General features: G+C 73.9%; 7 protein-coding genes. 6 read left to right on the top strand and 1 reads right to left on the bottom strand.

The features are described from left to right. Nucleotides 1-212 precede the first annotated feature (212 nt). The 6 genes from ACFFHU_RS20345 (at nt 213) to ACFFHU_RS20320 (ending at nt 13758) form a co-directional block, all read left to right on the top strand. On the top strand, nt 213-5417 hold the full coding sequence (locus tag ACFFHU_RS20345; RefSeq protein ID WP_377341129.1) for a hypothetical protein: 5205 nt from the start codon (nt 213-215) through the stop codon (nt 5415-5417). Between the two features lie 92 nt (nt 5418-5509). Further along, on the top strand, nt 5510-6757 hold the full coding sequence (locus ACFFHU_RS20340) for a multicopper oxidase domain-containing protein (RefSeq protein ID WP_377341127.1): 1248 nt from the start codon (nt 5510-5512) through the stop codon (nt 6755-6757). Nucleotides 6758-6777: 20 nt separating this feature from the next. Then, nucleotides 6778-8097, top strand: coding sequence for a multicopper oxidase domain-containing protein (locus tag ACFFHU_RS20335; protein ID WP_377341125.1), 1320 nt, complete (start codon nt 6778-6780; stop codon nt 8095-8097). A gap of 20 nt (nt 8098-8117) precedes the next feature. Beyond that, entirely contained in the window at nt 8118-11186 is a 3069-nt protein-coding gene (locus ACFFHU_RS20330; RefSeq protein ID WP_377341124.1) for a multicopper oxidase domain-containing protein, read from the top strand. 59 nt (nt 11187-11245) lie between these two features. Continuing rightward, entirely contained in the window at nt 11246-11713 is a 468-nt protein-coding gene (locus ACFFHU_RS20325) for a hypothetical protein (RefSeq protein WP_377341122.1), read from the top strand. Further along, nucleotides 11710-13758, top strand: a complete 2049-nt coding sequence (locus ACFFHU_RS20320) for a copper resistance CopC family protein (RefSeq protein WP_377341120.1) — start codon at nt 11710-11712, stop codon at nt 13756-13758. The genes ACFFHU_RS20325 and ACFFHU_RS20320 overlap by 4 nt, the downstream gene beginning before the upstream one ends. Here ACFFHU_RS20320 and ACFFHU_RS20315 read toward each other — a convergent pair. Further along, complete coding sequence (locus tag ACFFHU_RS20315; RefSeq protein ID WP_377341118.1) at nt 13679-14425, bottom strand: hypothetical protein; 747 nt, start codon at nt 14423-14425, stop codon at nt 13679-13681. The two genes, ACFFHU_RS20320 and ACFFHU_RS20315, sit on opposite strands and share 80 nt — an antisense overlap. Between the last annotated feature and the right edge of the window lie 28 nt (nt 14426-14453).

The raw sequence follows: 14453 nt of genomic DNA, 5'->3' as shown, positions 1-14453 counted from the left end.
CTCGTGTCGCCGTTCCGACACGCTCCCCTCAGCCGTGCCGGCGGACGGCAGCCGTCCCGAATCGCTGTGGCGGAGGGCCGGCCCCGAGCCCGGCGCAGATGACGGCCGGATGACGGCGTTGTCATGAACGGGTCGCGGCCGGCACGCCGGCACCGATGATTCGCACCACCAGCCCGATCCGGGCCGATCAGCCCTGAGCAAGGGGGTAAGGCATGCCGCGCCGTTCCCGATGGCCCCGGTGGTTCATCGTCGCCAGCAGCCTGCTACTCGTCGGATTCGTCGTGCCCCGAGCCGCCGCGGCCGCGCCCACCACGGGCGCCGTGACGCTTCGGGTGCAGAGCGCCCGAACGGTGGGGCCGCCGCCCCAGATCCAGCAGGGCGCGGCGGTTGCCGCGTACCGCTGGATGATCACCGCGGACGACGTCGGCGACCCGCACGACCCCCTGGCGCACTGCCTGCCCGCCCGGGCCGGGGTGGCCAGCGGCCCGGACTTCGCGGACCACTGCCAGTGGCCGTCGATCCGGAACACCCCGGGCGCGGTGCCCGTGGTGGCGCAGGGCGACGAGAGCGGCCTGAACACCGGGAAGGCGCTGGCCGACCTGCCGGTCGGGCGCTACCTGATCTCGGTGACGGCCGACGGCTACAAGATCGACGGCGAGCACTTCGCGGTCACCGGCGGCCAGACCACGGCGGTCACCGTGGGCCTGCAGCCGTACCCGCTGCCGCTCGGCACCGTGCGCCTGCGGGTCTTCGACGACTCCGTGCCGGTGGACGGCACGTACGAGGTGGGGGCCGAGCGCGGCCTGGCCGGCTTCACGGCGCACCTGGCGGACGTGCTGGGCGAGGTGACCACCGACTACTACGGCAACCCGCTGTGCACGCAGTACCGGCACACCGCGCCGGACGCCGCGCACCCCGGCGGGCAGCTCGTCTTCGGCGCCGACGGCAAGCCGGAGATCTCCGCCCCCTCGACGGGGTGCCGGTCCGACGCCAACGGCGACATCACGATCCCCAACCTCGGCCCGGACCGGTACGCGGCCCAGGTGGTGCCGCCGGGCGGGCAGAGCTGGATCCAGACGACCACGCTGGAGGGCGGTCACGACTGGGACATCTGGGTGCAGGAGGGCGATACCGGGTACGACACCGAGCAGACCCTCGGCGGTGAGCGGGTGCCGTACGTGGACTTCGGCTTCGTCGCGCCCAAGCCGCTGACCGGCGGCGCGTCCGGTCGGATCACCGGGACCGTGGTGCAGGCCCGCACGTACGTCGGCGGGCAGGGCGGGGTGACCATCCCGGCCGACGGGGTGGCCGGCGCCTCGATCGCCGGTCCGGTGCCCCGGCCGTGGATCGCCCTGTCCGACCTGGGCAACGGGGACCAGATGGTCTACCTGGCCCAGGGCGGCGCCGACGGCTCGTTCTCGATCGCCAACGTGCCGGACGGGGACTACCAGCTCACCGCCTGGGACGGCCCGCAGGAGATGATACTCGACTCGTTCAACGTGACCGTCCGGAACGGACAAACGGTGGACGTCGGCAACAAGATCCTGGTGGGCTGGTTCACCGAGATCCACGGCACCATCTTCGTGGACACCAACGGCAATGGCCGGCGGGACGCCGGGGAGAGCGGAGTGCCGCGGTTCCCGGTGGTGCTCAAGGAGCGCGACAACTCGCTGATGGACCAGGGCACCAACACGGTCAGCACGGACGGCAACGGCAACTACGCCATCAAGGAGGCGTACCCGCTCACCAAGTGGCTGGTGCTGGAGGCGTTCAACACCCGGTTCAAGACCACGGGCATCACCTACCAGGCCGACAACGAGCCGGACCCGACCACGCTGCGCGGCGCCGCCGTGGACGTCGACGTGCTGCCCATCATCGGGCTCGGCGGCCGGATCGACTGGGGCGTCCAGCCGTACAGGGGCGCCGAGAACGGCGGCATCGCCGGCACCATCAGCTATGACACCACCCGCAACGAGCTGGACGCCGCGCAGTCGGTCACCGAGCCCTACCAGCCGGGCATCCCGGGCCTCAAGGTGCACCTGTACGCGGTGGTCCGGGACGGCAACGGCGACCCGGTACGCGGGGCCGACGGCTCGATCAAGCGCGGGCCCGAGCTCAACGAGGCGTACACGTCGGAGACCTGGCAGCCCGGCCGCGGCTGCACCGCCCGGCTGTTCGACGGCCGGCCGCTGACCGACCAGCTCGCGCTGCCGGACTTCGGCCGGGACGCCAACCAGCTGTGCGTGGAGGCGCCGATGATGGGCTTCCAGGCCGCGCCCACCGACAACGACCCGACGAACTTCGGGCAGACCGTGAACGGCAACTACGCGTTCAGCGACTCGAAGCTCAACCTCATCCCGCCGGGCGACCCGGCCAACCCGGCGCCCGACCACGACCTGCCGCTGTACGCCCCGCTGCCCGACGGCCAGACCCAGCCGTTGGCGGCCGACGACTACCTGGTGAGCGTGGAGATCCCGGACAACCCGGTGGGCGGCGGCAAGATGTACACGCCGACCCGCGAGGAGGACGTCAACATCTTCGACGGCGACGGCTTCCTGCCGCAGGAGAACTTCCCACCCTCGGCAGACGCCGCCAGCAACCCGCCCGGGCCGCCGGACGGGACGCCCACGGACCCGAGCGGACCGCCGTCGCAGGGCAACGGAATCATCTCGGCGTGCGCCGGCGCGCTGCACACCGTGCACGTGACCGACCAGCCGTTCGTCGACGGCGGCGGCAGCCCGTTCGAGGGCCAGCAGAAGCCGCTGTGCGACACCAAGCTTGTCGAGGTGCGCACCGGGCAGGCGTCGGCGCCGAACTTCAACCTGTTCACGGCGGTGCCGCTGCCCACCCACTTCTGGGGCCTGGTCATCAACGACCTGGGCCTGACCCGGGACAAGCGCAGCAGCAACTACGGCGAGGCCGAGGGCATCCCCAACATCCCCGTCGGCCTGTACGACTGGGCCGGGCGGCTGGTCGACACCGTGGACACCGACTTCAACGGCATGTACGAGGCCATCGAGCCGTCCACCGACACCTTCAACTGCCCGCTGCCGGCCGGCCCGTGCCCGAACATGTACCGGTTCGTCGGCAACGACCCCGGCCAGCCCGGGCACATCAACGCCAACTACAACGCGCGGTACCGGACCATCGCCACCAACTTCCAGGCCTGGCCCGGGCTGTACACGGTGACCGACACGGCGCCCACCCAGGTGGCCGCGGTCGGCATGTCACCCGGCTCCGGCCAGCTCGGCGCGGTGGACTGCGCCCCGGCCACGGACACCCCGCAGCTGTTCGCCGTGTCCAGGCCGTACCTGCGCAGCACCGACACCAACCGCCGGATCACCATCACCGGCAGCGGGTTCGGCGCCCGCGGGGCGGGGAGCTCGGTCAGCCTGTCCGGCCTGCTGGTCAACCCGTCGGTGACGATCAACTCGTGGACCGACCGGCAGATCGACGTCACGGTCGGCTCGGCGCTGCTGCCGGGCGCCGCGACGCTCACGGTCACGGCCGCCAACGGGCAGAGCACCACCAACGGGCTGAGCCTGCAACTGCTCGGCAACGGCACGGGTCCGCTGCTGGGCACCGTGGCCAACCCGCGGCTCTACCAGGTGAATCCGCCGGCGGGGGCCGGGTCGGGCCAGGGGACGTACCAGACCGTGCAGGCCGCGCTGAACGCGGCCGCCGGGGCCGGCGGCACCGCGGTGGTCGCGGTCTGGCCGCAGGCGGCGGCCCCGGACAACCCGACCGGCGCCTACTTCGAGAACGTGGTGCTGCACTCCTCGGTACGCCTCCAGGGGGTCGGCCCCGGCGGCCAGTACGCCGACGGCACGTCCGTGCCGGGCTCCATCCTGGACGGCCGGGCATTCGGCATCGACAACCCGAGCGGCACGGCGTGGCTGAACCTGGTGGCGTCGGTGCCGCACAGCGGGCCGGCCGACGTGCCGGACGGCGCGGTGGTCACCGTGCTGGCCCAGCCCAACCAGTTCAACGTGCTCAACCCGCCCGCGGTGGACGGCTTCCGGATCTCCGGCGGCAACCAGAGCGACTTCGCGGGCAACGTCAACGACGTGACCGGCGCGGTGAACACGCCGGTGGGGGCGGCCGGTTCGCTGGTCACCCAGGGCGGCGGGATCTATCTGCACGCCGATGACCGGTACACCCGGATCACCGACAACGTGATCGTGGCCAACAGCGGCTCGTACGGCGGCGCCATCCGGGTCGGCACGCCGTACCTCAACACGCACAACTCGAACGTCACGATCGCCCGCAACCAGATCCGGGACAACGGCGGCACGAACCTGGCCGGCGGCCTCGGGATCTTCGCGGGCAGCGACAACTACACGGTCGACCACAACGCCATCTGCGGCAACTTCTCGGCCGAGTACGGCGGCGGGATCAGCCACTACGGCAGGTCGCCCGGCGGGCAGATCACCGGCAACCGGATCTGGCTCAACCAGTCGTACGACGAGGCCGGCGGGGTCATGATCGCTGGTGAGCTGCCGGCGAACCCGAACGGACTCTCCGCGGGATCCGGCGCCGTGACCATCGACGCCAACCTGATCGAGGCCAACCTGGCCAACGACGACGGCGGCGGCATCCGGGCGCTGCAGGCCGGCAACGTGCCGATCACCGTCACCAACAACATGGTGGTGGACAACATCTCCACCCACGAGGGCGGCGGCATCGCCCTGGACGACGCGCCGGACGTGCGGGTGGTGAACAACACGATCATGGGCAACCAGACCACCGCCACCGCGGCCACCAGCAACGGCACGGCCGCCCCGGCCGGGTTGTCCACGGCCGCCAACAGCGACCAGTTGCAGGCCACCCTGCCGGCCGGCTCGCCCACGTTCAGCAACCCGAAGCAGTTCAACAACATCTTCTGGGACAACCGGGCCGGCAGCTGGAACGGCGTCTACGTCAGCGGCATCGGGTCCACCGACGCGCCGGCCGGCGACCCGGTCCGGCACTGGGACATGGGCTCGGCCGACGGGGTGGGACCGCTCGCCCCGACGAACTCGATCCTGCAGACCACCGACGGCACGGCGGCCAGCCCAACCAACCGGGTCGGGGTGGATCCGCAGGTGCGGAGCGCCTTCTCGGCGTCGGTCACGATCCAGGCCTCGCGGACGTTCCCGGCGTTCCGCCAGGCGGTGATCGTGCTGCAGAACGTGCCACTGACCCAGATGGGTGACTACCACCTCGTCGGCGCCGGCTCCCCGGCCAACGACCTCGGGGTGGGTTCCCGGACGGTGGGCGGTGTTGTGGTGCAGGCGCCGCGGACCGACTACGACGGCCAGGCCCGCAGCGCCACCCGGCCGGACAGCGGCGCTGACGAGCTGCGGCTGCTGTTCACGGCGCCCGCTCCGATCCGGTCGGCGCCCCCGGCCACCCGCTGGACGAAGAAGGCCCACTAGGCGCTCCGCGAGCGACCGGTGACCGGCGGACCCGCAAGCCGCCGGTCACCGGTCCGGGCCCACCCGATCGAGACGTCCGCTAGGAGGACAACGTGTCCGAACCCGCAAGCCGCCCGGGCCTGAGCCGGCGGGCGCTGCTGGCCGGCGCCACCGGCGCGGCCACCTGGGCGGTGCTGCCGGAGAGCGGCTCCGGCGCCCAGCCGCAGTCCGGCCGGCCCACCGCGGCCCGCGCCCGGGCGCTGGCGAATCCCACCGTGGAGCTGCATCTGGCCGCCACCGACGGGTGGGTGTCGATGCCCGCCGGGTCGCCGCCCATCCCGCCCTTCTGGCCCGACCCGCTCGCACCGACCGACACCAACCTGTATGTCTTCGGCTTCCGGGACGTCACGGGGTTCTCGGCCAGCCAGGTGAGCGCCCAGCGGGGCAAGGCGCAGGTCAGCGCCCCGCTGCTGGTCTTCGACCAGGAGACCGACATCAAGCTCACGCTCTCCAACCTGGGCCTGTCGCAACGGCCCGACCTGGTCGACGGGCACACCGTGCACTGGCACGGGTTCCGCAACGCCATCCCGCTCTTCGACGGGGTGCCGGAGCTGTCCATCTCGGTGCCCATCGGCCGGGAGTTCACGTACTTCTTCCGGCCGCACGACCCGGGCACGTACATGTACCACTGCCACTTCGAGGACGTCGAGCACGTCCAGATGGGCATGACCGGGATCGTCTGCGTGCGGCCACGGCAGAACACCGCCACGCAGAAGTTCGTCTACAACGACGGCGACGGCTCCACCCGGTACGACCGGGAGTTCGCGCTGATGCTCACCGAGGTGTGGGCCGAGGCGCACTACCGGGACGCGCACATCCAGACCACCGACTGGACGGACTTCCGGCCGTCGTTCTTCGCCTTCAACGGCCGGGCGTACCCGGACACGGTGGAGCCGGCCGGCGATCCGATGACCACGACCGGCCGGCTGCGGTACCAGCCGATCTCGTCGCTGATCACGGCGAACGCGGGGGAGCGGGTGCTGCTGCGGCTGGCCAACCTCGGCTACCAGAACCACGCGCTCACCGTGGACGGCGTCGACCTCACGGTGGTCGGCAAGGACGCCGCGCTGCTGCGCGGCCGGGACGGCAGCGCGCAGTTCCAGGTGGTCAACACGGTGGAGATCGGCCCGGGGGAGAGCCGTGACGTGCTGTTCACGGCGCCGGCCGCCGGCACGTACCTGCTGTACGACCGGGACTACGCGTCGCTGGCCAACTCCGGCGCCGGTCGGGGCGGCCAGCTGACCGAGATCCGCGTCTCGCCGCCCGGGACGCTCGGCCGGCAGACCCGGGCGAACACGTGACGAGGGGTGGGAAGAAACCGATGCGCTCGTTCAGACTGGACCGGTTGCGGTCCGTGGCCCGGTCGCGCCGGCTGCTGGCGGTGCCGCTGGTGGCCGCCATCGTGGCCGTGCTGCTGGTGCCCGGCCCGCACCGCTCGGCCGCCAGCCCGGCGGCCGGGCTGGAATGCCTCAGCTCGGCCAGCAACGCCTTCTCGCTCACCGCGGGCGGCGGCTACATCTCGACGCCGGACGGCAACAGCATCTTCATGTGGAGCTACGGCCCGAGCGGCGGGTCGTTCCAGCTGCCCGGCCCCACCCTCTGCGTGGACAGCGGGGTCAAGGTGACCGTGGTGCTGCACAACACGTTGCCGGAGGCCACCTCGATCACTTTCCCCGGCCAGACCCAGGTGCTCGCCGACGGCCAGCCGGCGCAGCCGGAGACCGACGCGGCCGGCAACCTCACCTCGCTGACCACCTCGGCGGCGGCCACCTCGGGCTCGGTGACGTACACGTTCGTGGCCGGAGCGCCCGGCACGTACCTGTACTCCTCCGGGACCGACGTGCAGAAGCAGGTCCAGATGGGGCTGTTCGGCGCCCTGGTGGTCCGGCCGCCCGCGCACCGGGACTGGGAGAACGACCGGCCCGACTCGGCGTTCGACCCGGACCACGAGTATCTCTACCTGCTCAGCGAGGTCGACCCGGACCTGCACCTGGCCGTCGAGCGCAAGCGGGCGTACGACTTCACCAAGTACAAGGCCCGGTACTTCATGATCAACGGCCGGAGCATGCCGGACACCCTGGCCGCCAACCACGCGGACTGGCTGCCGGCGCAGCCGTACGGCGCGCTCATCCACATCCGCCCGTTCGACGCGGCCACCAACCCGAAGCCGGCGCTGATCCGCTATCTGAACGCGGGCTCGGTGAGCTACCCGTTCCACCCGCACGGCAGCGACGAGCAGCTGATCGCCCGGGACGGGCACCCGGCGCAGGGGCCGGGCGGGCAGGACCTGTCGTTCTCGAACTTCCTCATCGACGTGGCCCCCGGGCAGACGGCCGACACCCAGATGTTCTGGAAGGACGCCGAGCACTGGGACCCCACCAACAATCCCATCCCGGTTCCGCTGCCGCCGCTGCAGGACCAGATCGTCGGGCCCGGCTCGGACACCTGGTTCGCCGAAAACCCATACCTGGGCGGCCAGCCCGGCGAGCTGCCACCGGGGGTCGTGCAGAACAACCAGTGCGGCGAGTACTACCACGTCGCGCACAGCCACGCCCTGGAGCAGGCCACGAACTACGGCGCCAGCTTCGGCGGAATGATGACCTTGATCCGGATCGATCCGCCCGTCGGATGCCCGGGATGAGGCCGGAAGGGAAGGCGAGGATGAGACTGCTCTCCGTTCCGCGCTCGATGGCTGCGCGCTCGGTGGCGGGCCTCGGGGCGACGATCCTGGCGCTCGGGCTGGCCCCCGCGGCGCCGGCCGCGGCCACGGCCCCGCCGGCGGGGGTGCTCGCGGCGCCGCCCGTCGCGGCGGCGCACGGGCCGGCGCCGGCCGCCGTGCCGCCACCGGTCGCGGCGGCGCGACCCGACCCGGGCCGGGCCTCGCTCGCGGCGCCCGCGCCGCCGCAGGGCCCGCTGCCGCAGACCGGCTGCACGCTCGGTGCCGGCGTCGCGAGCTGCGACCTCTGGGCCAAGCCGGGCTCGGTCACGCTGCCCGGCGCGACCTCCGGCGTGCCGATCTGGGGCTTCACCTCGACCGCGGCCGGCACGGCCACGCTGCCCGGTCCGGTGCTGGTGGTCGATCAGGGATCGTCGGTCACCATCAGCGTGCACAACCAGCTGACCGCCGGCGACCTGTCCCTGGCGCTGCCCGCGGTGACCGGGCTCGCGCCGGACCGTACCGGCGTGGCGCCCGGCGGCACGAAGACCTACACGTTCACCGCGGGCCGGCCCGGGACGTACCTCTATGAGGCCGGGCACACCGCGGACGGCGCCCGGCAGGCGGCCATGGGCCTGGTCGGCGCCCTGGTGGTGCGGGCCGCGGCCGTCGGCGGCCGGCCCAGCGGGTACGGCGACGCGGCCTCGGTCTACGACGACGAGGCCGTGCTGGTGCTCACCGAGGTCGACCCGGCGCTCAACGCCAACCCGGGCGGCTTCGACATGCGCGCCTACAGCCCGAAGTACCGGCTCATCAACGGCAAGGCCTTCCCGGAGACCGACGTGCTGGCCACCGACATCAACCGCCGGGTGCTGCTCCGGTACGTCGACGCGGGCCTGCAGCCGCACCCGATGACCCTGCTCGGGCTGGATCAGTTCGTGGTCGGTCAGGACGCGCGGCCGGCCGCGTACCCGGAGGGCGCGGTGACCCTGCCGCTGCAACCGGGACAGGCCGTCGACGCGGTGGTGAGCGTCCCGGCCGGCCCGGACGGGCGCCGCTTCGCGCTGCTGGAGTCCGGGGGGCAGCTCAACAACGCCGGCCAGCGGTACGGCACCATCGTGCCGGGCGTCAGCCCGCAGCAGGCGTTCGGCGGCATGCTGACCTTCCTGGACACCAACCCGCCGCCGGTCAGCGGCGACCACGTGGGGCCGGTCTCCCGCAACATCCGGGTGAGCCCGGATCCGGCCTCCGTGCTGGACACCGTGACGGTGACGGCGGACATCTCCGACGCGGCCAACGGCAACTCCATCGTGGACCGGGCCGAGCTGGTGGTGGACGACCTGTCCATCGCCGAGGGCACCGGGATCGCGCTCGGCTCGCCCGACTTCGGCGCCGCGGCCGTGGTCACCGGCGCCACCGGCGCCATCCCGGGCAGCGTGCTGACCGGCCTGGGCCAGGGCCGGCACACCGTCTACGTCCGCGGCCACGACGTGGCCGGCAACTGGGGCGTGGTCGGCAGCGCCACCTTCAACCTCGCCAAGACCGGGGCCGCCACCACGGCGGTGACGCTCAACCCGAACCCGACGGCCGGCCTGGCCGAGGTGGCGCTCACCGCCAGCGGCGACGACAGCGGGCTGGGCGGCACGGTCACCGGCGCCGAGTACTTCATCGACGCCACCGGGGCGAACGGCGCGGGCACGGCGCTCGCGCTGGACAGCCCCGGCGCCGCGGTGACCGCCGAGTCGGGCGCCATCCCGGCCGTGGTCATGGCGGCCCTGCCGGAGGGCCGGCACACCGTGTCGGTGCACACCCGGGACTCCTTCAACCTGTGGGGCCCGTACGCCACGGCCGATCTCATCGTGGACCGCACGGTGCCGACGCTGCTCTCCGGCGCCGCGCTGCCGGCCGCGACGAACGGCAGCACCGGGTCGCCGGCCGATCCGACCGACCTGCGGATCAACGCGGCGTTCACCGACCCCACCGGGGGCGCGGTGCACGGCACCATCGCGGCGGCCGAGGGCTTCCTGGAGACGGCCGGCGCCGACGGAACGGGTCTGCCGTTCCAGGCCCTCGACGGGTCGTACAACAGCGGGACCGAGAACACCTACGGGTTGATCCCGCTGACCGAGCTGATCCCGCTGGCCGACGGGCCGCACCAGGTCCTGGTGCACGCCCGGGACTCGGCCGGGAACTGGGGACCGCTCACCGCCGTGGTGTTCACCATCGACCGGGCCGGTCCGGTGGTGAGCGCGGTGACCGCCACGCCGAACCCGACGAACGGCGCCGCCACCCTGGCGCTGTCCGCCACCGCGACCGACGCGCTCTCCGCGGTGACGGCCGCCGAATGGTTCGACGGCACCGATCCGGGGGTCGGGCACGGCACGGCCATGACGGTCAGCGGCGGGGCGCTCTCGGCCACCGTGAACCTTTCCGGCCTCGCGGCCGGGGCACACACCCTACGGGTGCGGGCCAGGGACGCGGTGGGCAACTGGGGCACGCCCGGCTCGGTCACCGTGACCGTGCAGCCGCCCAACGCCATCTTCGCGGACGGCTTCGCCGGCAACACCGCGGCCTGGTCCCAGACCGTGGGGACCGCCTCGGCCGCCTCCGGCGCGCTGGTGGTCGGCGGGGTGGCCTACGTGGTGGACAACCGGCCGACGGCGGAACGGACATTCCACGCGAAGTTCGACGTGACGCTCGGTTCGTTCAACCCGCAGACCGCCACGGTGGACCTGTACCAGCTCCGCGGCGCCACCGGCGCGGCCGTGCTGACCGTGCAGTACCGCCGCAACGGCGGGACCAACCAGTTCCGGCTCGGGCAGCTCCGCTCGACCGGCTGGGCGTACACCGGCTGGGTGGCCGCCAGCGGCGGCACCGTGCGGGTGGACTGGAGTTCCGGCACGGCCGGGGTGGCCACGCTGAAGGTCGGCACGGTCACCGTCGGCTCGCTGACCGGCAACACCTCGGCGTACGTCATCGAGTCGGCGGCGCTGGGCCTGGTGGCCCGGTCGGCCGCCACCACCGGCTCGCTCACCTTCGACAACTACGCATCGACCCGGTACACCGCGCCCTGACGCACCGGTGGGGACGCGGGCGGCCGCCCGCGTCCCCACCCTCCACTCCAGGAGCAACGATGATCGCCATTCCCGTCCGGTTCCCGCGCCGCCGCCTCGGCCAGGCGCTGATCCTGCTGCTCGTGCTGACCCTCGCGGCCGTCGCGGTCGTCCGGTTCAGCGGGTACGCCGACGCGCGGCAGCGGTACGACATCCCGCACGACGGCCAGCTGGAGGCATCGCTCGGCATCCGGTTCACCCAGGCGGCCGTGGTGGGCGACGGCGGCCTGGTCGAGCTTCGGTACACGGTGCTCGACACCCAGAAGGCGTCGGCGTTCCAGAACGACACCAAGCATCCGCCGCGGCTGCGCAACGAACGTTCCGGCAAGCTGGCCTGGCGTACGGCGCTGATGAAGCAGGGCCACGAGCTGCGACCCGGGCAGAGCTACTACCTGCTCTATCTCAACAACGACAGCGCGGTGAAGCGGGGCGACAAGATCGAAATCGTGGCGGGCCCCCGCCATCTGGCCCACGTCCCGGTCCGGTGAGCGTGTCCCGGCTGGCCCGTACGGCGTTCGCGCTGTTCCTGGGCGCCCTGGCGCCGCTGGCCGCCGCCGCGCCCGCCTCGGCGCACGCGTACCTCGCGGCCAGCGCGCCGGCGGACGGCGCGGTGCTGGACCGGGCTCCGGAGGTGCTCACGCTCACCTTCACCGAGCGGGTGGAGGCGTCGGCGGCCCGGGTGGACCTGGTCGACGGCGACGGGCGGCACTGGGCCGTCACCTCGCTGGCGGTCCGCCCGGCCGGCGAGGCCGGCGCGCCCGGAACGGCGGAGGCGGGCACGGAGTCACCGGTGATCCTGGTGGCCGGGCTGCCCGCGCTGCCGCCGAACGTCTACCACGTCGGCTGGCGCACCCTGTCCTCGGACGATCTGCACACCACCTCGGGGACGCTGGTCTTCGGGGTGGGCCGCGCGGTGGGACCGGCCGCCGGGCCCGCCGGCCCGGCCGGCCCCGGCCCGCGGGAGACCGCGGCCCGGGCGGTGGGGCTGGTCGGGCTGGCCGTCCTGCTCGGTGGCGCCGGCCTGGCCCTGATCACGCTGATCACGGGCCGTCGGCGGACCGGCCGCGCGGCCGCCGCCGCGGACGCCGCCGACGCGGCTGTCGGTGGCGCTGTTGCCGGTGGCGCTGTTGCCGGTGGCGGGGCTGCCGGCGGCGCCGGGTTGCGCCGGCGGTTGCTCGGCACGGCGGCGTACGGCGGGGCGGCCGCGCTGGTGGCCACCCCGATCCAGCTCGTCGTCCAGGTGGGCGGCGGCGATCCGGTCCGCCGGTCGGTGCTGCTGGAGCAGCTCACCGCGGGTCGCTGGCTGCTGCGCGAACTGGGCCTGGCCGTGCTGCTCGCGGTCGTGCTCGGGGTGCGGCGGCGCGGCGTACCGGCCGGGACCGGCGCCCGGGCGGCGGTGGCCGGGCTCGGCGCGGCCGGCGCGCTGGCGGCCGCCACCGGCACGGCGCTGCTCGGCCACCAGGGCGGCGGTCGGACCCTGACGCTGCTGGCCGGGACCGCGCACGTGCTGGCCGCGGGCGGCTGGGCCGGGGCGGTGCTGGTCGCCGCGGCGGCGCTGCTGCCGCTGTCCGGGACCGGGCGCCGGCAGGACATCCCGGTCCGCGCCGTCCTGCACGCCTTCGCCGTGCTGGCGGTGACGTGCCTGACGGTGCTCACGATCACCGGGCTGCTGCTGACCGGCGCCGAGGTGTCCACCGTGGACGCCCTGCTGACATCGCCGTACGGGCTGCTGCTGGTGGCCAAGGTGGCGGCCGTGGGGGTGGCCGGGCTGCTCGGCCTCCGCACCGCCCGCCGGCTGCGGGTGACCGGGCCCGGGGACGCCGCGCTGCCCCGGCGAGGGCTCGCGGCCGAGGCGGCCGTGCTGGCCGGCGTGCTCGTGCTGGCCGGCGCGCTGGCGGCGGCGGGGCCGGCCCGCGGTCCCCGGTATGCCGTGGCCGGTCCGAGCCGCACCGTGCCGGAGGTCAGCGGGCAGGCGGCCGACCTGGTGGACACCGTGGCGATCCGGCCCAACCTGCCCGGCCGGAACGTCGTGACCATCACGGTGAACGACACCCGGCGACCGGCGCCGGCCCGGGTCACCGGGGTGTCGGTGCAGCTCACCGCCCCGGACGGCACGACCCGGTTGCACCCGGTCACCCGGACCGCGGACGGCTGGACCGTACCGGTGGACGACATCCGGGCGGCCGGCGCCTGGCGGGTGGCCGTCACCGTGTTGCGCGAGGGCCTGCCGCCGGTCACCGATCCGCACTCCTGGATCGTGCCGGCCGCGCCGTCGGCGGCCGCGCCGGTCCGGGTCTCGGCGGCCCCGCTGCGACCCGGCGTCGACCTCCTGGCGGTGCTGGCGGCGCTCGTCGGCGCCGGCGTGGCGGCCGGCTGGCTGCGCCGGCGGGCGGCCGCCGGCCGGCCGGGCCCGCGAACCGGTCCCGACCGGTCCGCCGGCCGGACCCCGCGCGCTACCCGGTCGGCGTGGGGATATTCCTCCGCCGGCCCCGGCGGTGCTGCCGGACGACCAGGCCGAGCAGGACCAGGATGACCAACGCCATCGACTCGACGATCCAGAGCAGCCAGCCGGGCACCGGCTGGGCGTTGGCCGCATCGGGCTTGCCCAGCCAGCGGAGGCTGCCGTGGATCTCGAACGGCCGGCCGGCCGCGGTGGCGTGCACGGTCCAGTCGCCCACCGGGTGCGGGTGTCGCGGGTCGGCGTCCACGGCCGGCGGCCGGGCCTGGCCCATCCAGTGGATCCGGTGGTCGTGCCAGCGCACCGACCCGGCCGAGCCGATGGTCCGCCACACCGGCGCCAGGTTGCCGGACGCCGGCGCCGTCGGCACCGAGTCGGCGAAGAGGCTGCGGTTGAGGTACGTGGTCTGGGAGAGCTGGTTCTCCTGCACGGTGGTGGACGTGATCCGCAGGTACGGCTCGCGCGCGTAACCGAACACGATCACCTCGGCCGGCCCGCCGTCGGTCAGCTCGATCCACTCGCCGGCCGGGTCGACCCGGACCCGCACGCCGGCCGGGGCCGGCACGACCTCGGCCAGGTCGGCCCGGTAATAGGCGGCGTCCGGTATTGGCTGCGAGCCGGGGTGCGCGGCGGCCACGCCGGGCAGGCCCGCCAGCGTGGTGGCGGCGGCCGCGACGGCGGCGGCGACCGTCCGGACCCGCGGGCACGTGCGGCGGTTCGCGGTGCTGGGCAGTCGGACCATGCCTCGATTGTGGACACGGTGGCCGCCG

The organism is Plantactinospora siamensis, from assembly GCF_042434095.1.
Taxonomy (GTDB): domain Bacteria; phylum Actinomycetota; class Actinomycetes; order Mycobacteriales; family Micromonosporaceae; genus KBS50.
The sequence above is the reverse complement of the archived record's forward strand: the minus strand, read 5'-3'. Positions and strand labels throughout refer to the sequence as shown.

Coding starts and splice junctions, on each gene's coding strand:
- ACFFHU_RS20330 (WP_377341124.1), top strand. CDS start 8,118: ATGAGACTGCTCTCCGTTCCGCGCTCGATGGCTGCGCGCTCGGTGGCG.
- ACFFHU_RS20325 (WP_377341122.1), top strand. CDS start 11,246: ATGATCGCCATTCCCGTCCGGTTCCCGCGCCGCCGCCTCGGCCAGGCG.
- ACFFHU_RS20345 (WP_377341129.1), top strand. CDS start 213: ATGCCGCGCCGTTCCCGATGGCCCCGGTGGTTCATCGTCGCCAGCAGC.
- ACFFHU_RS20335 (WP_377341125.1), top strand. CDS start 6,778: ATGCGCTCGTTCAGACTGGACCGGTTGCGGTCCGTGGCCCGGTCGCGC.
- ACFFHU_RS20315 (WP_377341118.1), bottom strand. CDS start 14,425: ATGGTCCGACTGCCCAGCACCGCGAACCGCCGCACGTGCCCGCGGGTC.